At 72.6% G+C, this 19416-nt stretch carries 24 protein-coding genes; 8 read left to right on the top strand and 16 right to left on the bottom strand.

The genetic code is table 11. The annotated features are described in order from the left end of the window. Position 1: 1 nt before the first annotated feature. The 4 genes from AB0B14_RS31050 to AB0B14_RS31065 all read right to left on the bottom strand — a co-directional run bounded on the left by AB0B14_RS31050 (position 2) and on the right by AB0B14_RS31065 (position 2653). On the bottom strand, positions 2–889 hold the full coding sequence (locus AB0B14_RS31050; protein WP_357525652.1) for an alpha/beta hydrolase: 888 nt from the start codon (positions 887–889) through the stop codon (positions 2–4). Further along, positions 886–1200 carry a DUF2516 family protein gene (locus tag AB0B14_RS31055; protein ID WP_357068255.1) on the bottom strand — a complete coding sequence of 105 codons (315 nt, stop codon included), beginning with the start codon at positions 1198–1200 and terminating at the stop codon, positions 886–888. Before AB0B14_RS31055 ends, AB0B14_RS31050 begins: the two co-directional genes overlap by 4 nt. Positions 1201–1271: 71 nt before the next feature. Then, complete coding sequence (locus AB0B14_RS31060; RefSeq protein WP_357525654.1) at positions 1272–2006, bottom strand: hypothetical protein; 735 nt, start codon at positions 2004–2006, stop codon at positions 1272–1274. Next, complete coding sequence (locus AB0B14_RS31065; protein WP_357525656.1) at positions 2003–2653, bottom strand: helix-turn-helix domain-containing protein; 651 nt, start codon at positions 2651–2653, stop codon at positions 2003–2005. The genes AB0B14_RS31060 and AB0B14_RS31065 overlap by 4 nt, the downstream gene beginning before the upstream one ends. Positions 2654–2764: 111 nt before the next feature. Between AB0B14_RS31065 and AB0B14_RS31070 the strand changes: the two genes are divergently transcribed. After that, the gene (locus AB0B14_RS31070; protein WP_357525658.1) at positions 2765–3562 is read left to right on the top strand and encodes an alpha/beta hydrolase; all 798 of its coding nucleotides are present in this window, start codon (positions 2765–2767) and stop codon (positions 3560–3562) included. Positions 3563–3706: 144 nt separating this feature from the next. Here AB0B14_RS31070 and AB0B14_RS31075 read toward each other — a convergent pair whose 3' ends face one another. The 4 genes from AB0B14_RS31075 to AB0B14_RS31090 form a co-directional block, all read right to left on the bottom strand. Beyond that, entirely contained in the window at positions 3707–4666 is a 960-nt protein-coding gene (locus tag AB0B14_RS31075) for an asparaginase (RefSeq protein WP_357525660.1), read from the bottom strand. A gap of 94 nt (positions 4667–4760) precedes the next feature. After that, entirely contained in the window at positions 4761–5588 is an 828-nt protein-coding gene (locus AB0B14_RS31080; RefSeq protein WP_357068245.1) for a 3-keto-5-aminohexanoate cleavage protein, read from the bottom strand. 23 nt (positions 5589–5611) lie between these two features. Continuing rightward, positions 5612–6724 (bottom strand): folate-binding protein, encoded by a 1113-nt coding sequence (locus AB0B14_RS31085; protein ID WP_357068243.1) that lies wholly within the window; start codon positions 6722–6724, stop codon positions 5612–5614. Then, positions 6721–7149, bottom strand: a complete 429-nt coding sequence (locus AB0B14_RS31090; RefSeq protein ID WP_357068241.1) for a Fur family transcriptional regulator — start codon at positions 7147–7149, stop codon at positions 6721–6723. Before AB0B14_RS31090 ends, AB0B14_RS31085 begins: the two co-directional genes overlap by 4 nt. A gap of 69 nt (positions 7150–7218) precedes the next feature. Here AB0B14_RS31090 and AB0B14_RS31095 point away from each other — a divergent pair, with 69 nt between their 5' ends. Further along, a complete protein-coding gene (locus AB0B14_RS31095; RefSeq protein ID WP_357068239.1) occupies positions 7219–8097 on the top strand; it encodes an aminotransferase class IV in 879 nt (292 codons plus the stop codon). 62 nt (positions 8098–8159) lie between these two features. Here the strand turns inward: AB0B14_RS31095 and AB0B14_RS31100 are convergent, their stop codons facing one another. After that, on the bottom strand, positions 8160–8750 hold the full coding sequence (locus AB0B14_RS31100; protein ID WP_357068237.1) for an FABP family protein: 591 nt from the start codon (positions 8748–8750) through the stop codon (positions 8160–8162). Positions 8751–8755: 5 nt separating this feature from the next. After that, complete coding sequence (gene mtfM, locus AB0B14_RS31105) at positions 8756–8860, bottom strand: small membrane protein MtfM (RefSeq protein WP_030327764.1); 105 nt, start codon at positions 8858–8860, stop codon at positions 8756–8758. Positions 8861–8872: 12 nt separating this feature from the next. Here mtfM and AB0B14_RS31110 point away from each other — a divergent pair, with 12 nt between their 5' ends. From AB0B14_RS31110 to AB0B14_RS31120, 3 genes are all read left to right on the top strand, one after another. Beyond that, a complete protein-coding gene (locus tag AB0B14_RS31110) occupies positions 8873–9247 on the top strand; it encodes a DsrE family protein (protein ID WP_204942287.1) in 375 nt (124 codons plus the stop codon). A 79-nt stretch (positions 9248–9326) separates the two neighbouring features. Beyond that, the gene (locus AB0B14_RS31115) at positions 9327–9707 is read left to right on the top strand and encodes an SCP2 sterol-binding domain-containing protein (protein ID WP_357068235.1); all 381 of its coding nucleotides are present in this window, start codon (positions 9327–9329) and stop codon (positions 9705–9707) included. Then, positions 9704–11758: a glycogen debranching N-terminal domain-containing protein gene (locus tag AB0B14_RS31120; RefSeq protein ID WP_357525662.1), complete on the top strand. Its 2055-nt coding sequence runs from the start codon at positions 9704–9706 to the stop codon at positions 11756–11758. Before AB0B14_RS31115 ends, AB0B14_RS31120 begins: the two co-directional genes overlap by 4 nt. A gap of 19 nt (positions 11759–11777) precedes the next feature. Here the strand turns inward: AB0B14_RS31120 and AB0B14_RS31125 are convergent, their stop codons facing one another. The 6 genes from AB0B14_RS31125 to AB0B14_RS31150 all read right to left on the bottom strand — a co-directional run bounded on the left by AB0B14_RS31125 (position 11778) and on the right by AB0B14_RS31150 (position 16326). Further along, the gene (locus AB0B14_RS31125; RefSeq protein WP_357068230.1) at positions 11778–12641 is read right to left on the bottom strand and encodes a hypothetical protein; all 864 of its coding nucleotides are present in this window, start codon (positions 12639–12641) and stop codon (positions 11778–11780) included. A gap of 191 nt (positions 12642–12832) precedes the next feature. After that, positions 12833–13153: a DUF1416 domain-containing protein gene (locus AB0B14_RS31130; protein ID WP_357068228.1), complete on the bottom strand. Its 321-nt coding sequence runs from the start codon at positions 13151–13153 to the stop codon at positions 12833–12835. Between the two features lie 2 nt (positions 13154–13155). Continuing rightward, positions 13156–14004: a sulfurtransferase gene (locus AB0B14_RS31135; RefSeq protein ID WP_357068226.1), complete on the bottom strand. Its 849-nt coding sequence runs from the start codon at positions 14002–14004 to the stop codon at positions 13156–13158. 204 nt (positions 14005–14208) lie between these two features. Beyond that, the gene (locus AB0B14_RS31140) at positions 14209–14286 is read right to left on the bottom strand and encodes an Ms5788A family Cys-rich leader peptide (RefSeq protein WP_310503780.1); all 78 of its coding nucleotides are present in this window, start codon (positions 14284–14286) and stop codon (positions 14209–14211) included. A gap of 90 nt (positions 14287–14376) precedes the next feature. Beyond that, a complete protein-coding gene (locus tag AB0B14_RS31145; RefSeq protein WP_357068224.1) occupies positions 14377–15165 on the bottom strand; it encodes a DUF2993 domain-containing protein in 789 nt (262 codons plus the stop codon). Positions 15166–15267: 102 nt separating this feature from the next. Further along, positions 15268–16326, bottom strand: coding sequence for a hypothetical protein (locus AB0B14_RS31150; protein WP_357068222.1), 1059 nt, complete (start codon positions 16324–16326; stop codon positions 15268–15270). Positions 16327–16567: 241 nt separating this feature from the next. Between AB0B14_RS31150 and AB0B14_RS31155 the strand changes: the two genes are divergently transcribed. From AB0B14_RS31155 to mshD, 3 genes are all read left to right on the top strand, one after another. Next, complete coding sequence (locus AB0B14_RS31155; protein ID WP_192580148.1) at positions 16568–17287, top strand: response regulator transcription factor; 720 nt, start codon at positions 16568–16570, stop codon at positions 17285–17287. A 154-nt stretch (positions 17288–17441) separates the two neighbouring features. Beyond that, positions 17442–18305: a polysaccharide deacetylase family protein gene (locus AB0B14_RS31160; RefSeq protein WP_357068220.1), complete on the top strand. Its 864-nt coding sequence runs from the start codon at positions 17442–17444 to the stop codon at positions 18303–18305. Positions 18306–18363: 58 nt separating this feature from the next. Continuing rightward, the gene (mshD, locus tag AB0B14_RS31165; RefSeq protein WP_357525664.1) at positions 18364–19290 is read left to right on the top strand and encodes a mycothiol synthase; all 927 of its coding nucleotides are present in this window, start codon (positions 18364–18366) and stop codon (positions 19288–19290) included. Positions 19291–19416 lie beyond the last annotated feature (126 nt).

Here is a 19416-nt window from a genome sequence, read left to right on the forward strand (position 1 = left end):
GTTACTCGTTGAGGAAGCCGGCGATGCGCTCCCGCAGGTCGGCGCGCTCCGTCCAGAGGACGCCCGGCCTGTCGTACACGTGCAGGGTGGCCTGCGGCAGCGCGGCGGCGAGTCGCTCGGCGACCTCGACCGGATGCAGGTCGTCGCCCACGCAGCCGATGACCAGCGCCGGCGCGGTAACCGCCGCCAGGTCACCGATCTGGCGCAGCGACGTCTGCGCCGCGAGCGTGGCCAGCCCTCCGGCCAAACCGTCGCGCAGCAGTTGGTCGAGCCGCTGCCGCAGGTACGCCCAGCCGGCCGGAGTGTTGCGCACCGCCGGGGGCATCTCCAGGGAGACGACGTCGGCGACCGCCGACGCGTCCCCGCTCTCCACCGCCTCCAACAGACCCATGATCCGTTCGTGGGCGACCGGCCCGCGCAGCTCGTCGAGCGCCGCCGGCAGGAAGAAGACAAGCTTCTCGAAACGCTCCGGGCTCTCCGCGAGCAGGCGACAGAGGGCACCCGCACCGAGGCTCGCGCCGAACGCCCGGCTGGCCCCGCCGAGGTCCGCGATCGCGCGCAGATCCCGGGCCAGGTCCAGGTAGTCCCACGACCCGTCCGGGGCATCGGAACGGCCGTGCCCCCGGAACTGGAAGAACACCTTGCGGCCGGTCACCCCGCTGCCGAACGGGCGGGTGGTGGCGATGCCGTTGCCCAGCCCGTGCGCGAAGACGGTGACCGGGTTACCGGTGCCGGTGACCAACCGCTCCAGCCGTACGTCGTGCGGGGTGGTGACCAGCTCGGTCTCCGGCTCCGGCAGCGCCGGTCGGCCGGTCCGCGGCCCACCGGGGCCGGGGCCCCAGGTGCGGGGCCCGCTGTCCGGTGGGGGTGGCCAGCGGAAACCTCTCACCAGGACCCTTTGCCGTCACCGAGTTCGCGGAGGCCGACTCGGACATCGAGGAGGTAGATCAGACCGGCGGCGATGCCGACAAGTCCGAAGAGGCTGATCGGGCCGAAGCCGAGCAGGGTGAGCACGAGGCAGACCGCCAGGATGGCGATCCAGCCGCCCTTGGGTAGCGTGCCGATGGCCGGGAAGGCGTCGGAGCGCTGCGTGATCGCGTGCACCAGGGCGACACCCTGGACGATCAGCGCGAAGACGAGCAGGATCAGCTGGATCACTTCACGGACGGCGAAGGCGAAGATCGGCGCGGCGTTGGCCATGCCGGCAAGTTTATGTCCACGACCCCGGCTACGTCCGACAAGGACGCCGCCGGGGTCGTCGAACGGTCGAACTACTCGGCCGTCGGGCGGGTCCGCTTGGTGGCCCCGGGCAGCTTCGCCGACGGGGTCGCGGCCGGCTTGGGGGCCTTCGGGGCACGGGCTGCCTTCTTGACGGCGGCCGGCTTGGCCTCGGCGATCTCGGCCACGTCGGCCGGGGTCGGCACCTCGGCCGGGGTCAGCACCTCGGCCGGCGCGGTGGCCGTGGCGGCCGGGGCCGTGGTGACGGGCGTCACGGCCTGGGTGGCCTCGATGTCGGCGTTGACCGTCTCGGCGGCCTCCAGCACACCGGCGCCGACGACCCGCTCACCACGGGCGACAAGCGCACCGTACGCGGCGAAGGCCCGCTCCTGGGCGGCCTGCGCACTCGCGAACACCATGATGGCGTTGCGGGTCGCGGCGGCACGCAGCTTGTCCAGGTCGGTGGCCTCACGCAGCTTGGCCAGGTCGGCAACCTCGCGGAGCTTGGCCAGGTCGGCCGACTCGCGGAGCTTGGTCAGGTCCAACTCGGCCTGCGCCCGGTCGCGCAGCGTCCCGGCCGTCTCATTGGCGGTACGCAGCGTCTCGGTGGCCTTCTGACGCAACTCGAAGCCGGTCAGCACGGCCCGACCACCCAGGTCGGCGACGACCCGGGTGCCGAGGACGCCGACCACGGCGGGCAGCTTGCGCAGCTGCTCGATGGCCAACTCACCGGCGCCGGCGGCGGCGTAGATCGGGGCGGGGATGCGGTTGGTCTTCGGCTCGCTCATGACGTCTCCTCCTCGGCCGCCGCGGCGGCCTTCTTTTCGGGGGTGCTGGTGCTGCGCGGGGCGGGGGCGGCGCCCGCCTCGGTGACGGCAACCGACTCGAGCACGGCCTCGGTCGGGGTGCCGCCTGCGGTGGTGGGGCCGGTGGCGGCCAGGTTGGCCACGTCGGCGGGCTGGTCGGCGACGTCGGTCGGGGTGGTCGCGCCGGCCGGGGTGGCCACGTCGGTCGGGGTGGTCGCGATGGTCGCGCCGGTCGGGGTGGCCGCGCCGGTGCCCTCGGCGTCGGCGTCGGCCCGAGCCTCGGTCAGCCGGGCGTTCTCCCGACGAAACGTCTCGTAGATCTGGCTGAGCGACTGCTTCTGGGCCATCGTCAGGTCGGCGTCCACGGCGATGGCGGCGAGCACGCCGTGGCCTTCCTTGTCGTCGAGCAGACCGGCGCGCAGGTACATCGCGGGGGTGGACACCCGCAGCGCGCTCGCCAGTTGCTGAAGCACCTCGGCGCTCGGCTTGCGCAGGCCGCGCTCGATCTGGCTGAGGTACGGATTGCTGACCCCCGCCTGTTCGGCGAGCTGCCTCAGCGAGATCTTGGCGTTGCGCCGCAGATCGCGGATGAACCCGCCGACGTCGGGAAGGTCCTTCGGTGTGGCCATGACAGCGACGCTAACCGGCCGCGCTAGCTCTTGCAAGCAAAACGCTAGCCACAGTTAGCAACGTCTCAGCACCCGTTTGCACACCGCTTCGCCGATCCGTACGGTCCGTTCGTGCACAAGATCACAGTCAATGGAGCAAGCATCGCGTACGACGAGGCCGGCACGGGTTCGCCCGTCGTGCTGCTGCACGCCGGCATCGCCGACCGGCGGATGTGGCGGGGGCAGCTGCCCGCGCTCGCCGCCCGGCACCGGGTGATCGTTCCGGACCTGCGCGGCTACGGAGATTCTGAGCTGCCCCCGACCCCGTTCGCACACCACGACGACGTGGCCGGGCTGCTGGACGCGCTCGACCTGCCCCGGGCCGCCCTGGTCGGCTGCTCCTTCGGCGGGTCGGTCGCCATCGACACCGCGCTGGCCCACCCCGACCGGGTGAGCGCGCTCGCGCTGTTCGACACCGCGGTCTCCGGCAACGAGTGGTCCGAGGAGGCCAACGACCTCTGGGACAGCCTGGTCGGGGAGGTCGATCCCGACGACTTCGTCGCCGGGGCGGCCGGCGAGGTGCGGTTCTGGGTGGTGGGCCCGACCCGCCGACCGGAGGACGTCGACCCGGAACTGCTCGCGTTCGCGCAGGAGATGGACCAGCGCGCCCTCGCCGCCGAGTTGGCGCTCGGCGCGGTCGAGGTGGGCGAGCTGACGCCACCGGCGATCGGCCGCCTCGGCGAGCTGAGGATGCCCGTCCTGGTCACCGCCGGTGCCGCGGACGTGCCGGACATCAGTCGACTCGCCGACCGGATCGCCGCCGAGGTCCCCGGCGCGGTACGACTGCCCGACGTGCCGGACGCCGCGCACCTGCTGCCGCTGGAGCGTCCGGAGCCGGTCAACGCCGCACTGCTCGACTTCCTGAGCTAAGGCCCGCAGCGGGCCCGACCGCGGCGACGTCAGGCGGCCGAGAGCACCACCCGCCGGCGGACCTACCGCGACGAGCGCTGCACCCGTGCGGTGTAGCGCTCGTTCCGGCGTTGGCCGCCGAGCCGGGTCGCCGGACCGGTGGTGTCACCAGAGCGGGCGGACCGCGCCGACCGGGACCCCGCCGCCGAAGAGCGGCACCTCCGCGTACTCGGTCAGCACCGGCGCGTCCACGCCGAGCCGGCGCAGCGCGGAGACCAACACCGGCATCCGGGCGCGGTCGGCACCGTCGTCGATCTTCAGCGCGACGGCGCCGACGCCCGGTAGCGCCACCGCGAACACGCCCTCGGCACCGACCTTGGCCAGTAGGCCCGGGACGCCGCGCATCAGCCGGGTGTCGTCGGCCTGGGTGCCACCCACGATCTCCGGGTGCGCGCGCATGGCGTCGGCCACCACGCGCGGCGCCGAGCCGGGCTCGGCGTCGACAAGCCGGAGGTACGCCCCGGCCAGGCCGGTCAGCGACACGGCGAGCACCGGGGCGCCGCAACCGTCCACGCCCACCGCCGCCGCCCGCTCGCCGGTGAACTCCTCGATGGCCGCCCGCAACCGCTGCTGCAACGGGTGCTCCGGCCGCCAGTAGCCCTCCTGCGGCCAACCGGCGGCCGCGCAGGTCAGCAGCATCCCGCTGTGCTTACCGGAGCAGTTCATCTGCACCCTGCTCGGGCCGCCACCGGCGCGCAGCACCGCCTCCCGGGCGGCCGTGCCCACCGGCAGGTCGGGCGGGCAGTGCAACGCTTCCGCGTCCAGCCCGGCGCGCTCCAGCAGCGCACCGACCCGGGCCAGGTGGAAGTCCTCACCCGCATGGCTCGCCGACACCAGGGCCAGGTCGGCCGGGTCGGTCAGAACCAGACCGGCCCGAAGCATCCCGATCGCCTGCATCGGCTTGCTGGCCGACCGGGGAAAGACCGGCGAATGCACGTCCCCGGCGGTGGCCACCGGCACACCGGCGGCGTCCAGCACCACCACCGAGCCGCGGTGCGCACCCTCCACGAACCCGGACCGGACCACCTCGGCGAGCGGCGCGCCGCCCTCGTACGTCTTCGTCACGCGCTGGACGGTACCGACGGTCCCGGGGTGCCCGTCGGCGGGGTGACCAGGTCGTCCACCGCCCGGGTGACAGGGGCGTGGGACGCACCCGTCCTTACAGGCCGAGCAGCTCGCGGGCCTCGGTGGTGGTCAGCGGCGGGCGCTGGGCGAGCTGGGCGAAACCCACCGCGCGGGCGACCAACTGCATGTTGGACTCCACCGGGCGGCCCTTCGCGTACGTCACCGTGTCCTCCATACCGACGCGCAGGTGCCCGCCCGTCGACAGCGCGGCCAACAGCACTGGGAGGGTGCTGCGGCCGACGCCGGTGGCCGAGAAGGTGGTGCCCTCGGGCAGGTCGCGCAGCATCCGATGGGCGGCGACAAGCGTCTCGGTGGTGCCCGGCATGCCGCCCGGCACCCCCATCACGAAGTCGACGTGCACGTGCCCGCCGGCCGGCAGCCCGTACTTGCCGAGCAGTCGCTGCAACGCGGACAGGTGGCCGAGGTCGAAGATCTCGTACTCCGGAACGATCCCGCGCTCCTGCATCCGGGTGTGCAGGTCGACGATGAACTCCCAGCGGTTGAGGAAGACGTCGTCGCCGAAGTTGACGGTGCCCATGGTGCAGGAGGCCATGTCCGGCCGGGCGTCGAGCACGGCCAGCCGGGCGGCCTCCGGGTCGGTCACCGCCCCGCCGGAGGAGAGCTGCACGATCAGGTCGGTGCTGGCCCGCAGCGCCGCCACCGTGTCGGCCAGCCGCACCGGGTCCAGCGTCGGCCGGGCCTCGTCGTCGCGGATGTGGACGTGGATCACTGCGGCGCCGAGCGCCTCGCACTCCTTCGCGGTGAGCAGCAGCTCGTCGAGGGTCACCGGCAGGGCCGGCACCTCCGCCTTGGCCGACTCCGCGCCGGTCGGAGCCACCGTGATCAACGTCCCTGTCGTCATGCCGGCGATCCTAGACGGCCCGCTCAGGAGGGGTCGATCGCCGCCGCGGTCTCCCCGATCATCAGCGCGGCGTCGTCCGGGACGTTCCGCTTCAGCACCGCGAGGGCGACCTGGCCCAGCTCGTGGTGCAGCACGGCGGTGCCGACGAAGCCGACCGCCCGACCGTCGAGGGTCACCGGCGTACCGGCGGTCGGCGGCTGATCGGTGGTCACCCCGTCCAGGTGCAGCAGGACGAGGCGACGCGGCGGCCGGCCCATGTTGTGCACCCGGGCCACCGTCTCCTGCCCCCGGTAACAACCCTTGTCCAGGTGCACCGCCGGGCCGATCAGATCCACCTCGGCGGGAATGGTCCGGTGGTCGGTGTCCACCCCGACCCGGGGCTGCCGGGCGGCCACCCGGATCGCCTCGTACGCCCACAGGCCGGCGACCGGCACGCCCGCGCCACGCAGCTCGGCCACCACCTGATCCATTGCCGGGCGGGGCACCAGCAGGTCCACCCCGAGCAGGCCCCGTCGTGCCCAGCCGCCGATCGGCAGCGGTTTGACGTCGTACCGGACGCTCGCCCGTGGTGGGACGGCGCCGGCGGCGAACTTCGGGCCGGGCACCGCGACCAGGTCCGGTTCGGCCAGCCCGGTCACGCCGAGCGTGGCCAGCGCCTCCGTCGCCGCCGGCCCGACAAGCGACAGCAACGCCCGTTCGGCGGTCGCGTCGCGCGGGTCGACCCGGCTGAAGAACCGCATCTTCTCCAGGTAGGTCAGCAGGCCCTCGGTCGCACCCGGCTCGGTGTCCAGCCACGCCGTCTCGCCGTCCTCGGCGACGAGCGCGTGCTGCTCGACGTGGCCGTGCGGGGAGAGCACCAGCAGCTCGGTGCCCTCACCGGCGGCCAGCGTCGTCAGGTACTGCGAGGTGATCGTGTGCAACCACCCGGCGCGCTCCTCCCCGGGCACCGCGATGACCCCCCGGTGCGACCGGTCGACCAGGCCGACCTCGGTATCGAGGGTGCGCTGCTCACGCAGCGGGTCGCCGTAGTGCGCGGCCACCCCCCGCACCCCGGCCGCGACGTGCGCCGGATCCGGCTGGTCGCGGCTGGCCTCGTCGATGCTCTCGACGGCCACCGCACCCGCGATGTCGATCATTTGTTGTCCCCGTTCTCGCAGCGTGCGCAGACGCCGAAGAGTGACACGTGCCCGATATCCACCCGGAACCCGCGCTGCGCGACCAACTCGTCGGCGAGTGGGCGGAGCAGCAGCGGATCGATCTCGTCGATCGCCCCACACTCCCGGCAGACCAGGTGGACGTGCTGGTGCTCACCCGCGGCGTGATAGGTCGGTGAGCCGTGCGACAGGTGGGTGTGGGTGACCAGGCCGAGCCGTTCCAGCAGCTCCAGCGTGCGGTAGATGGTGGTGATGTTGACGCCGGCGGCGACCTCCCGGACCGCGGTGTGCACCTGCTCCGGTGTGGCGTGGCCCAGATCGAGCACCGCCTGGAGGACGAGCTGCCGCTGGGCCGTCAGCCGCAGCCCACGGGCCCGCAGCATTTCCGCGAGGGAGGATTCGGACACCCTCCGATCATAGTTCGGCCACCATGCCGGTCCGCGCACCGCGATCGACCGCCGCTACGCTCGACGGTCATGGTGACGACGCCCACCGGTACGACCGCGACCCAGCCGACCACGCGAATCGCCGTCCTCGGGCGCGGCCCGGTGGCGGCCGGCGATCCGGTGCTCCGCGGTGACGACCTCGGCGTCCTCCGTGGCGACGGCCTCTTCGAGACCATGCACCTCCGTCAGGGCCGGCCGTGGCTGCGCGACGAACACCTGGCCCGCCTGGTCGCGGCCGCCGACGCCGTCGAACTGGCCGTGCCGCCCACCGCGGCGCTGATCGACCTGCTCGACGAGGTACGCGCAGGCTGGCCAGCGGCTGTGGAAGGGACACTTCGGCTGGTCTGCACGCGAGGCCCGGAGAGCGGCGGACCGCCGACGGTCTACGCCACGCTGGCCGAGGTGCCGGCGGCCTCCCGGGCAGCCCGCCGGGACGGGATCGGGGTGGCCACCCTGCCGCTCGGGGTGCCCGCCGACGCCCGCAACGGGCTGAGCTGGCTGCCCGCCGGGATCAAATCCACGTCGTACGCGGTCAACAGCGCCGCCCGCCGCTGGGCCAACCGGGCCGGGGTGGACGACGTGCTGTGGGTCTCCTCCGACGGGTACGCCCTGGAGGGCCCCTGGGCCAACGTGGTGTGGCTCACCGACGACACGCTCTGCACGGTGCCGGCCGCCACCACCGGCATCCTCGCCGGCACGACAGTCGCCTGGCTGCTCGCCCACGCCGGCGAGCTGGGCCTGAACGCCGCCGAGCGGATGGTCACCACCGCCGAGCTGCACGCGGCGGACGGCGTGTGGTTCACCTCGTCCGTGCGCGGGGCCGTCGAGGTCCACACGCTGGACGGGGTGCGTCGGGACCGCTGCCCGCGCACCCCCGCCCTACAGTCCCTGCTGGGTTACCCCGTCTAGCGCCTGTGCCAAAAGCCCCTGGCCGGCCTGCGGCGGGCCCAGGGCGTTGACACCAACCCTGGTCAGCCGCCGACCCGGACGAGCCGGGCGGAGAGGTGCGGGCTGAGCCCGTGCCCCATCGCGGCCATCTCCTGGGCGTAGAGCAGCGCGCCCTCGACGATGCCGAAGAGCCGCTTCCCGCCGGTGACCTCCTTGGCGGTCGGAGTGCGTACCACCGCGTCGGTGGCCAACTCCACCTGCGTGCCGGTGCGCTTGCCCAGGTGCAGCTCCATCACCCCCGTGGGCGTGGTCAGCAGCACCTCCAGCTCATCTGTCGCGCGTCCGTCCACCAGCACCGGTCGCCACCAGCCGATCTCACGGCCGGCCGGCCGGACCGGCCTGCTCTGCTCGTCCAGGATCCAGGCACGGGACTCGTAGTGCAGGAACGGTCGGCCGTCGTGGCTGATCCGGATCTCCTGCGCGTAGTCGAAATCCTCGATGGTGGGGAAACCACCCTTGCCCCGGCCGCGCCACAGACCGACGTAGGGCAGCAGGCCGTCCAGCGCGGGATGCAGCTTCGGCCCGACCCGCAGGTCGTGACTCTCCTCGAACGGGTACTCCTCGACCGGCGGCGCGTTCAGCCACGGCGGCTGCAGCGGATTCTCGTCGCTCACCAGCGTCACCAGCGTCCTCTCGAAATGCGTACGGCAAGGTAGACCAGGCCACCGGCGAGCCCGCCCAGGCCAGCGACCAACAGGCTGACAAACCCGATCTCGGTAACCATCCCGGCCATCCTATGCTGGGCCACATGGCCCGCACTCTCGTCGTCAAGGTCACCGCGGGGGCGGACGCCCCGGAGCGGTGCGCACAGGCATTCACGGTCGCCGCGACGGCCGTCGCGGCCGGAGTGGACGTGTCGCTCTGGTTGACCGGTGAGTCGACCTGGTTCGCCCTGCCCGGTCGTGCGCAACAGTTCGAGCTGCCGCACTCCGCGCCGCTGGCCGAGCTGTTGCACGTCATCCTGACCAGCGGCCGGGTGACGGCCTGCACCCAGTGCGCGGCCCGCCGGGAGATCGGCCCGGACGACGTCCTGCCCGGGGTCCGGATCGCGGGTGCGGCGGTCTTCGTCGAGGAGGCGATGGCCGAGGGCGCGCAGGCGCTCGTCTACTGACCGGCCCGACGCGGGCTGTCGATTCGAGCGGAGTGCCGATACCGACCCGACAACTCGGGCGGCTGCCTACGATTCGGATGTGACCGAGGCGACGGAGAGGTTCTTCGAAGCACTGCCGTCGCGCGCCCCCGACGTCTTGGGCGGCCTGGCCGACGGAACCCTGCAGATCGACCTCGGCGACGACCACCGGACCGAGCACTGGCTGGTCCGGATGCGGCCCGGGTCGGTGCAGGTCAGCCGCGGGCGCGGGCCGGCCGACGCGATCTGGTACAGCAGCGCCGCGCTCTTCGACCGGCTGATCACCGGTGAGGCCCAGGGTGTCGCCGCGGTGCTGCGCAACGAGAGCACGTTCAGCGGCAACGTGGTGCTCTTCCTCGCCTTCCGGCGGTTCTTCCCGAACCCGCCCGGCACCCGCGACCCCCGCGAAACCGCGCGCCGAGCAGCCGGACGGCCGGCGTGAAGGAACTCGTCAGCATCCTGGACGGCAACACCTTCCTGGTCAGCGACCGGCGGGGAGACATCGAACCGTCCTACGACTTCCCCACCGGGCTGTTCTCCTTCGACACCCGATTCCTGTCCACCTGGGTGCTCACCCTGGACGGCGAACGGCTGCACGCCCTCTCCGTCGACGCCACCGAGTCGTACCGCACCAAGTTCTTCCTCGCCCCCGGGGAACCCACGCACTATCTGGACGCGAAGGCGTCGGTGATCCGCAGCCGGGCGATCGTGGGCAGCTTCGAGGAGGAGCTGACCGTGCTCAACCACCTCGGCGCGGAGTCCGAGTGCACCATCCGCATCGAGGTCGGGGCCGACTTCGCCGACCTGTTCGAGATCAAGAACTCTCGGCAGAAGCGGGGCCGGACCACCGTCTCGGTCGCCGAGAACGAGCTGCGGCTGACCTACCGGCGGGAGGCGTTCCACCGGGAGATGGTGGTCACCACAACTGCGCCCGCGCAGGTCGACGCCACCGGGATGACCTTTCAGGTCCGGATCGCCCGCAACAGCACGTGGACCACCCGGCTGCACGTCTCCAGCGTCGTCTACGGGGCGCGTGGCGAGGACATCCGGGCCACCCTGCCGTACGGGGGCAGCCGCAACGCGGACGCCATCCGGGCCGAGCAGCAGGAGCTGATCGACCGGGCGCCGAAACTCGGGTGCGACTGCGAGCCGCTGGCCGGGGCGTACCGGCGCAGCCTCAACGACCTGGCCGCCCTGCGCTACGAGTCGATCGCCCTGGGCGTGCGGCTGATCGCCGCGGGACTGCCCTGGTTCATGACCCTGTTCGGCCGGGACAGCATCATCACCTCACTGCAGGTGCTGCCGTTCCTGCCGGAGCTGGTCCCGCCGACAATCCTGATGCTGGCCGGACTACAGGGGCACCGGGTGGACGACTTCCGGGACGAGGAGCCCGGCAAGATCCTGCACGAGCTGCGGTACGGGGAGACCGCCGGCTTCGAGGAGCAGCCACACTCGCCGTACTACGGGTCGGCCGACTCGACACCACTGTTCGTCATTCTGATCGACGAGTACGAGCGTTGGACGGGTGACTCCACGCTGGTGCGCCGGCTGGAGCCGCAGGTCCGCGCGGCGTTGCAGTGGATCGACACCTACGGTGACCTGCTCGGCACCGGCTACCTGTGGTATCAGACCCGCAACCCGGAGACCGGCCTACAGAACCAGTGCTGGAAGGACTCCTGGGACGCCATCTCGTACGCCGACGGTCAACTGCCCGGCTTCCCCCTGGCCACCTGCGAGTTGCAGGGGTACGCGTACGACGCGAAGATCCGGGCGGCCCGGCTGGCCCGGACCTTCTGGAACGACCCGGAGTACGCCGACGAGCTGGAGCGGCAGGCCGCCGATCTCAAACGGCGGTTCGACCGTGACTTCTGGATCGCCGACCGCGAGTACTACGCGCTCGCGCTGGACGCCGACGGCCGGCAGGTGGACGCGCTGACCTCGAACATCGGGCACCTGCTGTGGAGCGGCATCGTGGACGAGTCGCGTGCCGGCAAGGTGGTCGAGCACCTGCTCGGGCCACGCCTGTTCTCCGGCTGGGGGGTGCGGACGCTCGCCGCGGACCAGGGGCGCTACAACCCGATCGGCTACCACGTGGGCACGGTGTGGCCGTTCGACAACTCGATCATCGCCTGGGGGTTGTGGCGGTACGGCTTCCGGGAGGAGGCCGGCAAGCTCTGCGACACGATGCTCGCCGCGTCCCGGTACTTCGAGGGGCGGCTACCGGAGGCGTTCGCCGGCTACGCCCGGGACCTCACCGACTACCCGGTGGAGTACCCGACCGCGTGCAGCCCTCAGGCCTGGTCGACAGGCACTCCGCTGCTGCTGCTGCGGGTGATGCTGGGGTTGGAGCCGCAGGGCGAGCACCTGATCATCGACCCGGCCGTGCCGCCGGGGATGGGTCGGGTCGAGCTGCTGGACATCCCCGGCCGCTGGGGCATGGTCGACGCGTTGGGCCGCAGCCGCGACCCGGAGGACCAGCCGGGCGGCGGCTGATCCGGGCGGGTTGCCCCGCTCAGTTCGGGCAGCCGACGGTGGCGGCCAGTCGGGTGGCGTCCGGCGCGAGGTCGGCGAACACCGTGACCGGGCCGGCGCGGTACGCGTACACCGGGGGTTGGTCCAGCAGTGGGGTGTTGCCGGCCAGCGGGGCGAGGGCGTCCTTCGACGCGGCCGGGCCGGGACCGGCCGCGGACCGCGCGGTGCGGGCCAACCCGCCGCCCGGGCAGGGCGCCACGACCAACTCCGGCGGGGCGTCACCGGGCCGGCCGAGCGCCGTCAGCGCGGCGGTCAGGGCCGCGGCTTCCGGGCCGGCAGCAGGCGACAGGCCTGGCCAGTAGCCGGAGCCGACCGGCCGGCAACCGGTGTCGACGAGCAACAGCACCCGGCCGTCCACGGTCGGGCGCCCCACGACGGCCACGAACTCGCCGGCGTCGGCGTGCAGCTCGGGGCCGTCCAGGCCGGGGCCGACCCCGGCCCGCCAACTCGCCGGCAGCCGATCGGCGATCCCGGTCAGGACGGCCTGCTCGCTGCCGGTGGGCGCGAGCACGCCGACCTCGCGTCGCAGCCTCGCCCCGTCGGCGAACGGGGTGACCCGGCAGCCCGACACGACCCGCGGCGGGCTCAGCTCCAGCAGCCCGCCCACACCGGCCGCCCGGGCAAGCTCGCCGACCGCCCGGTCGACCACCAGACCGGCCTGGTCCAGGGAACGCTGCTCGCGCACGGTCGGCGGATCCTGACGGACCGACATCCAGGTGAGCAGGGCCAACAGCAGGGCCCAGGCGACGGTCGCGGCCAGCAGCCAACGCCGCCACGACCGGGCGGGTGCCGGCGCGGCGGGACCGGCCGAAGAGGCCCAACCCGTCTGGACAGCACCGCTCACCCGGTCATGGTGTCACGCCTGCGCCGCCGCCCCGGCAGCGGAGGCGGTGGTTCCACATCCCGCTCGGTGGTTGCGCCGGACTCGGCCCCCGCCGACAACCAGAGCAGGATGCGCGCCTACTGACGTGGCGGGAAACGACCGGGGCCGGTCACCCGTGTGGGTGACCGGCCCCGGTCGATCAGAGCGGTGGGTCAGACGACGGTGACGGCAACCTCGTTGACGCCCCGACCGGCGGTGATGGCGGTGTCGCCGTTGCCGTGCCGGGACAGTGCGCGCAGGGTCCAGGAACCAGGCGCGGCGAAGAACCGGAACTGACCGGCGGCCGAGGTCACCACCTCGGCGGTGAACTCGCCGGTCGAGTCGAGCAGCCGGACGTACGCGCCCGGCACCGGCTCGTCCTCGGCGGAGCGGACGATGCCGGTGATGACGGTTTCCTTCTCCAGGTCCAGGCTGGCCGGCAGCGGTGCGGCCTGGTCAGGTGCGGCGCAACCAGCGGCGGTGGGGAGAGTCATGATCAGGCCTCCCCGGGTTCGTCGCCGAGCGCGACCGGCACGCCGACCAGCGAGCCGTACTCGGTCCAGGAGCCGTCGTAGTTCTTGACGTTGCGGTGACCCAGCAGCTCCTGGAGCACGAACCAGGTGTGCGAGGAGCGCTCGCCGATGCGGCAGTAGGCGATGGTCTCCTTGCCGTCGTCGAGGCCCGCGTCGCCGTAGATCCGGCGCAGCTCGTCGTCGGACCGGAAGGTGCCGTCCTCGTTGGCCGCCTTGGACCACGGGACGCTGATCGCGGTGGGGATGTGGCCGGCCCGCTGCGCCTGCTCCTGGGGCAGGTGGGCAGGGGCGAGCAGGCGGCCGGCGAACTCGTCGGGGCTGCGCACGTCGACCAGGTTCTTGGTGCCGATCGCGGCGACGACCTCGTCGCGGAACGCCCGGATGGAGGTGTCCGGCTCCTGCGCGACGTACTGCGTCGCCGGGCGGGCCGCCGCCTCGGTGACCAGCGGACGGGCATCCAGCTCCCACTTCTTGCGACCGCCGTCGAGCAGCTTCACGTCGCGGTGGCCGTAGAGCTTGAAGTACCAGTACGCATACGCGGCGAACCAGTTGTTGTTGCCGCCGTAGAGGATGACGGTGTCGTCGTTACTGATGCCCCGCTCGGAGAGCAGCGCCTCGAACTGGGTCTTGTTGACGAAGTCCCGGCGGACCTGGTCCTGCAGGTCGGTCTTCCAGTCAATCTTGATGGCGCCGGCGATGTGGCCGGTGTCGTAGGCCGAGGTGTCCTCGTCGACCTCGACGAAGACGACGCCCGGGGCGTCGAGGTTCTTCTCGGCCCACTCGGCCGAAACGAGTGCGGTGTCGCGACTCATCGAATCACTCCCTGGTGAGGATGGATGGTGAGCCAACGCGCGAGATCGATGGGTGTAACTGTCGCACCACGCGCGGACCCAGCGGAAGGATGGATCACGGGTTCGTGCGACGGCGCCGCTGCCGGGCGTTCGGTGGGATTTACCGGAGGGTGCGAGAACCCTGTGCCGGTGGCCGCCATAAGGCGGCCGGAGACAGCCCCGCCGTCAGATGACGGGGCGACACAGGCAGGTGGCCACGCGGCACAGGTCGACCGCGCGCCGTTTGGTGAGGTGGGTCCCCATGAGCAGGGAGCCTACCAGCCGGTGACCGTGCTGCCACTGAGCCGACCACCATCCGGGAACGACCCGGGCCAGCGCGGCCCGGGTCGCGGCTCAGCTGGCGGAATTGATCGGCACGTTCTTCGCGTCGGCGGTGACCGCCAACCCCTCCGGCAGCGGGCGGACCTCCCGGACGGCGAGCTGGAACGGCAGGTCGGGCAGGGGTACGTCGATGGAGATGCTCTTGGCGTAGTTGCTCACGAGGGCCCGGGCCAACGGCAGGTTCGGCAGGCCCGCGGCGTCCAACTCGTTGAAACGCAGGGCGACCGCGCCGTTGTCGGCGACCGTGACGTCGGCGGTGCCGCTGACCGTGAGCTTCTGACCGAGGATGTCGACCGGGGCCGTGACGGCGAGCTTGCCGTTCTGCTCGCCGAGGGTGAGGCCGGGCCGCTTCAGCAGGGCGGCAAGACTCTCGTAGCTGATCGTGCCCGTGCCCTTGACGGTGTCCGCCACGACGTCACCCTGGCCGCTACGCAGGGTGTCCAGTGCGGCCCGCACGTTGCGAGCGTCCACGTTGAGCACCGGCAACAGCACGGTGTCGCCCTCGACCGGGGCCTGCACGTCCCGCAGTTTGATCGAGATCCGCTCATAGCGGCCGTCGAGCACCTGGGTGAGGAACGGGACTCCGGCGACCTCCACGTCCGGCTTGGTGGACTGCGCGCCCTGCTTGGCGACCTCCTGCTGGACGCGTTCACCGATCATCCGCTCGGCGACCCCGACCGCCACCCGGTCGGCGACCACCAGCAACCCGGCCAGCAGCAGGAGCAGCACGAACAGCCCGATGAGCAGCTTGCGGCCGCGGCGTCGGGGTCGCGCCTCGTCCACCGGATAGTCCTGCGCCACGCCGCCTCCTGTCTCCGCCCGCCGAGCTGACGGGTCGTCCGTGCCGGTGCCGCAGCGCGGCGCACCCATAGGTACCCGACCGACTCCGGGCTCAACCGTGACTCAGAGGAACAGCATGCACATGGCGTACGCGGCGGGCGCCGCGAGGGCGAACCCGCCGAGCGGACCCTGCATGTGCCGAGCCACCCACATCGTGGGCGTCTCGCCGGCCATCAGCCGGCCCGCCTCCGCGTACCCCACAGCGAGATCGGAGAGGACGGCGGTGACCGCCGCGACCAGGCCGATCACGGCGGCCCGGGTCGGCGTGAAGGGAGCCACCAGGTAGCTGCCCAGCAGCGCGCTGGTGAGCGTGCCGACCATCGCGCCGGCGACCACCCCGGCGGCGCCCCGCGGCACCTGCGGAGCCAGCCGGGGCCAGGGCAGCACGGCGTCGGTCAACCGGGCGACGGTCAGCGCGACACCGCTCGCCGTCAGGCAGACGGTGATCGCCTGGGTGCCGGCCGGAATCCGACTGAGCACGATCAGGGTGCCGAAGGCCACCACCCCGACCACGATGAGCAGCGTGGCGCCGAGCGAGTCGGTGACCCGGACCCGGTCGACCCGGCGGACCAACTGGCCGAGCACCGCGGCGAGGAACCCACCGGCGGCCAGGTAGCCCAGCGGCGCCAGGCCGGCGACGTCGGTCTGCACCGCGGCGATGTCGACGAGCGCCGCGACCGCGGCGCTGATCCCGGCGACCACCAGCAGCGCCGGCGGTCGCATCGCCATGGTCCAGGCGAGCACGAACAGCAACTGGACGCCGAAGATGATGAAGGCGAACGGCAGGCGGTGACCGGGGCCGGACGTCTGCGCGCCGAGCACCAGACCGACACCGAGCAACGCGGCGAAGCCGGCGATGGTCACCGCCAACTGGCGGCGCACGTCGACCGGGGGTACGACCTCCTCCTCCGGCTCGTCGACCTCGTCCTCGGAGCGGCGCGCCGGCTCACCGGCGCGACGGGCACGACGAGGCCCACCCCGCACGCGGCGGTCGCCGTCGGTGGTGGCCGGACCGGTACGCGGCGCGGGCGGGTGGCCGCGGGACGGCGTGGCGGCCGGACCCGGGTGGGGCCCGGCGGGCCACGATTCGCGGCCGGCCTCGGGCGACGTGGAGGGAAACACGACCCGATCGTGCCAGACCGACCGCCCGACGCGGTGGTCATGGGTTTCGGCAACGTTAAAACCTGGGCCACGATCAGGGGCAAGGTAGACAAACAGGAAATGGCCTGACGGCGCGGCCGAGGCGATCGGTTACGCTCAACCCGTTACCCGCCCGTCAGCGACGCCGGGACCACGCAATTTCTCAGCGCGCTCCCTCGTGAGTGTGTCTGGTCGCGTGCGGCCGTGCGCCGCCGGGACGGAGGTGATCGTGGAGATCCTGCTGTTGGTGACCGCACGCGCAGGTGAACCGTCGGCTGTGCTGCCGGCACTCGACCTGTTGCCGCACTCGGTCCGCACCGCGCCGCGTGACGTTCGCACCCTGGTCGCGGGCCCCAGCCCGGACGCGGTGCTGGTGGACGCTCGATCGGAGTTGAGCGAGGCCCGCGCGACCTGTCGCATGCTGCACGCCACCGGGCTCGGCGTGCCGCTGGTCGCGGTGGTGACCGAGGCCGGCCTGATCGCACTCAACGCCGACTGGGGCGTCGACGACGTCATCCTCGCCTCGGCCGGCCCCGCCGAGGTCGAGGCCCGGCTGCGGCTGGCGGTGGGCCGGCTGAGCAACGCGACAGCTGGCGCGGGCGGCTCGATCCGGGCCGGCGAGCTGAACATCGACCCGGACACCTACGCGGCCAAGCTCAAGGGTCGCCCGCTCGACCTCACCTACAAGGAGTTCGAGCTGTTGAAGTTCCTGGCCCAGCACCCGGGTCGGGTGTTCACCCGGGACCAGCTCCTGCGCGAGGTCTGGGGCTACGACTACTTCGGCGGCACCCGCACGGTGGACGTGCACGTCCGGCGGTTGCGCGCCAAGCTCGGCTCGGAGTACGAGTCGATGATCGGCACCGTGCGCCAGGTCGGCTACAAGTTCGTCGTCCCGCCGTCGCGATCGTTGCCCGAGGCGGAGCACGCGCCACTGCCCGTCTGACCCGCGAGTCGCCCCGGGCAATTTCCCATATGCCCTTTTTGCGCAGCTTGGCAGTCCTATTCTGACTGCCGGGTTTGTCGGAGAAAGGGGCGACTGTGCGTGCAGTGACCACGGGGGCGACGGGCCGACCTGACCGGCCAGCCGGGCAGCAGTCGTGACACGGGGCAACTCGACCGTGCGGGCGGCGGGGATCGTGACGGTGGTGGTGGCGGCCCTGCTCGGCTCGGCGTACGCGCTGGGCCGCAGCCTCGTCCCCGACCAGGTCCCGGGGCACTCCACCGGGGCCACGACGAACGCCGACGGGCCGCACTACGCCGACCAGCCCGGCGGCGGCGAGCCGAGCGGCACCCCGAGTGCCAGCTCCGGCCCCGCCGAGACCGGTCAGGACGGTACGGGGCAGGACGCCGGCGGCGACAACCTGTTCGGCGCGCACGCCACCTCCGGCTCCCGCCGGCTCGCGCTGACGTTCGACGACGGCCCGGACCCGCGGTACACCCCGCAGGTCCTCGCCATGCTGCGCGAATTCGACGTGCGGGCCACGTTCTGCGTGGTCGGCGAGAACGCGCAGAACCACCCCGACCTGATCCAGGCGATCGTCGACGAGGGGCACACCCTGTGCAACCACTCGTGGCACCACGACGTCGGCCTGGGTGCCCGATCGGCCGACGCCATCCGCTCCGACCTCCTGCGCACCAACGAGGCGATCCGGGCGGCGGTGCCGAACGCGCCGATCGTCTGGTACCGCCAGCCCGGCGGCGCCTGGACGTACCCCGTGGTGACGGTGGCCCGGCAACTCGGCATGACCCCGCTGCACTGGTCGGTGGACCCGTCGGATTGGGAACTCCCCGGCGCCAACAAGATCACCACGACCGTCCTGACCCAGGCCGCACCGGGCTCGGTGGTACTGCTGCACGACGCCGGCGGCAACCGACAGGGCACGGTGGACGCGCTGCGCCGGATCCTGCCCGACCTGACCGCGCGGTTCGAGCTGGAGGCACTGCCCACCGACCCGACGTGAGGCGCGGCTTTACGGCGACGGTCCGGGCGTGGCGAGACGCAGCGGATACGGTGACGGGATGAGCAGCGCGGAGCCGACCAGCGACCAGGTGACCCGGACCGACCGACTGGCACCGGCGGAGATCGCCGACGTGTTGGCCCTCGCCAGCGCCGCGGGCGACACCGACGGCGCGGATCCGCTGGACGAGCACGTCCTGCTCCGCCTCCGCGACTCGGACGCCCCCGCCCTGCACCTCATCGCCCGCGCCGACGACGGCACCCTCACCGGGTACGCGCACCTGGACACCACCGACCCGGTCGGCGGGATCGGGGTCGAGCTGGTGGTGCACCCCGCGTACCGGCGGCGGGGCACCGGTCGCGCGCTGGCCCGGGGCGTACTCGCCTCGGCCACCGGGCCGCTGCGGGCGTGGGCGCACGGCGACCACCCGTCCGCCGCGGCGCTCGGCGTCGACCTCGGGTTCACCCGGGCCCGGGTGCTCTGGCAGTTGCGCCGGCCGCTGGCGGCCCCGCTGGGCGAGCCGCGCCTGCCCGACGGGGTGGTGCTGCGCGCGTTCCGCCCCGGGGCGGACGACACGGCCTGGCTGACCCTCAACTCACGCGCCTTCGCCGAGCACCCCGAGCAGGGGCGGTGGACCTCGGACGACCTGCGCGTCCGCCTCGCCGAGCCGTGGTTCGACCCGGCCGGCTTCCTGCTCGCCGAGGAGACCGCGACAGGTCGACTGCTCGGCTTCCACTGGACCAAGGTGCACGAGCGCCCGGGGTCGGCCCGGATCGGCGAGGTGTACGTGCTGGGCGTGGAGCCGACCGCGCACGGTGGCGGGCTCGGCCGGGCCCTGACCACCGCCGGGCTGGCGTACCTGCGGGACAGCCGGGGCCTGGACCGGGTGATGCTCTACGTGGACGAGTCGAACGCCGGGGCGGTCGCGCTCTACGAGCGGATGGGCTTCGCCCGCTGGTCCGCGCACATCAACTACCACCTGGGCTGACCGTCGACCCGCTTCCCGGCCGATCACCGCGCGGTAACGGCCGGGCGTCGGCGGCATAACACTGAACCGGAAATATACCCATACTTCCGACAGGTGCGCCCGAGTTCACTTAACGGACAACTCACC

The sequence above is a fragment of the Micromonospora sp. NPDC049171 genome (assembly GCF_040648275.1).
Taxonomy (GTDB): Bacteria; Actinomycetota; Actinomycetes; order Mycobacteriales; family Micromonosporaceae; genus Micromonospora.

What these genes read in the sequence shown, in the direction of transcription:
- AB0B14_RS31055 (WP_357068255.1), bottom strand. Translation starts at nt 1,200, where the DNA reads ATGGCCAACGCCGCGCCGATCTTCGCCTTCGCCGTCCGTGAAGTGATC.
- AB0B14_RS31060 (WP_357525654.1), bottom strand. Translation starts at nt 2,006, where the DNA reads ATGAGCGAGCCGAAGACCAACCGCATCCCCGCCCCGATCTACGCCGCC.
- AB0B14_RS31065 (WP_357525656.1), bottom strand. Translation starts at nt 2,653, where the DNA reads ATGGCCACACCGAAGGACCTTCCCGACGTCGGCGGGTTCATCCGCGAT.
- AB0B14_RS31080 (WP_357068245.1), bottom strand. Translation starts at nt 5,588, where the DNA reads ATGACGACAGGGACGTTGATCACGGTGGCTCCGACCGGCGCGGAGTCG.
- AB0B14_RS31085 (WP_357068243.1), bottom strand. Translation starts at nt 6,724, where the DNA reads ATGATCGACATCGCGGGTGCGGTGGCCGTCGAGAGCATCGACGAGGCC.
- AB0B14_RS31095 (WP_357068239.1), top strand. Translation starts at nt 7,219, where the DNA reads ATGGTGACGACGCCCACCGGTACGACCGCGACCCAGCCGACCACGCGA.
- mtfM (WP_030327764.1), bottom strand. Translation starts at nt 8,860, where the DNA reads ATGGTTACCGAGATCGGGTTTGTCAGCCTGTTGGTCGCTGGCCTGGGC.
- AB0B14_RS31110 (WP_204942287.1), top strand. Translation starts at nt 8,873, where the DNA reads ATGCTGGGCCACATGGCCCGCACTCTCGTCGTCAAGGTCACCGCGGGG.
- AB0B14_RS31130 (WP_357068228.1), bottom strand. Translation starts at nt 13,153, where the DNA reads ATGACTCTCCCCACCGCCGCTGGTTGCGCCGCACCTGACCAGGCCGCA.
- AB0B14_RS31135 (WP_357068226.1), bottom strand. Translation starts at nt 14,004, where the DNA reads ATGAGTCGCGACACCGCACTCGTTTCGGCCGAGTGGGCCGAGAAGAAC.
- AB0B14_RS31140 (WP_310503780.1), bottom strand. Translation starts at nt 14,286, where the DNA reads ATGGGGACCCACCTCACCAAACGGCGCGCGGTCGACCTGTGCCGCGTG.
- mshD (WP_357525664.1), top strand. Translation starts at nt 18,364, where the DNA reads ATGAGCAGCGCGGAGCCGACCAGCGACCAGGTGACCCGGACCGACCGA.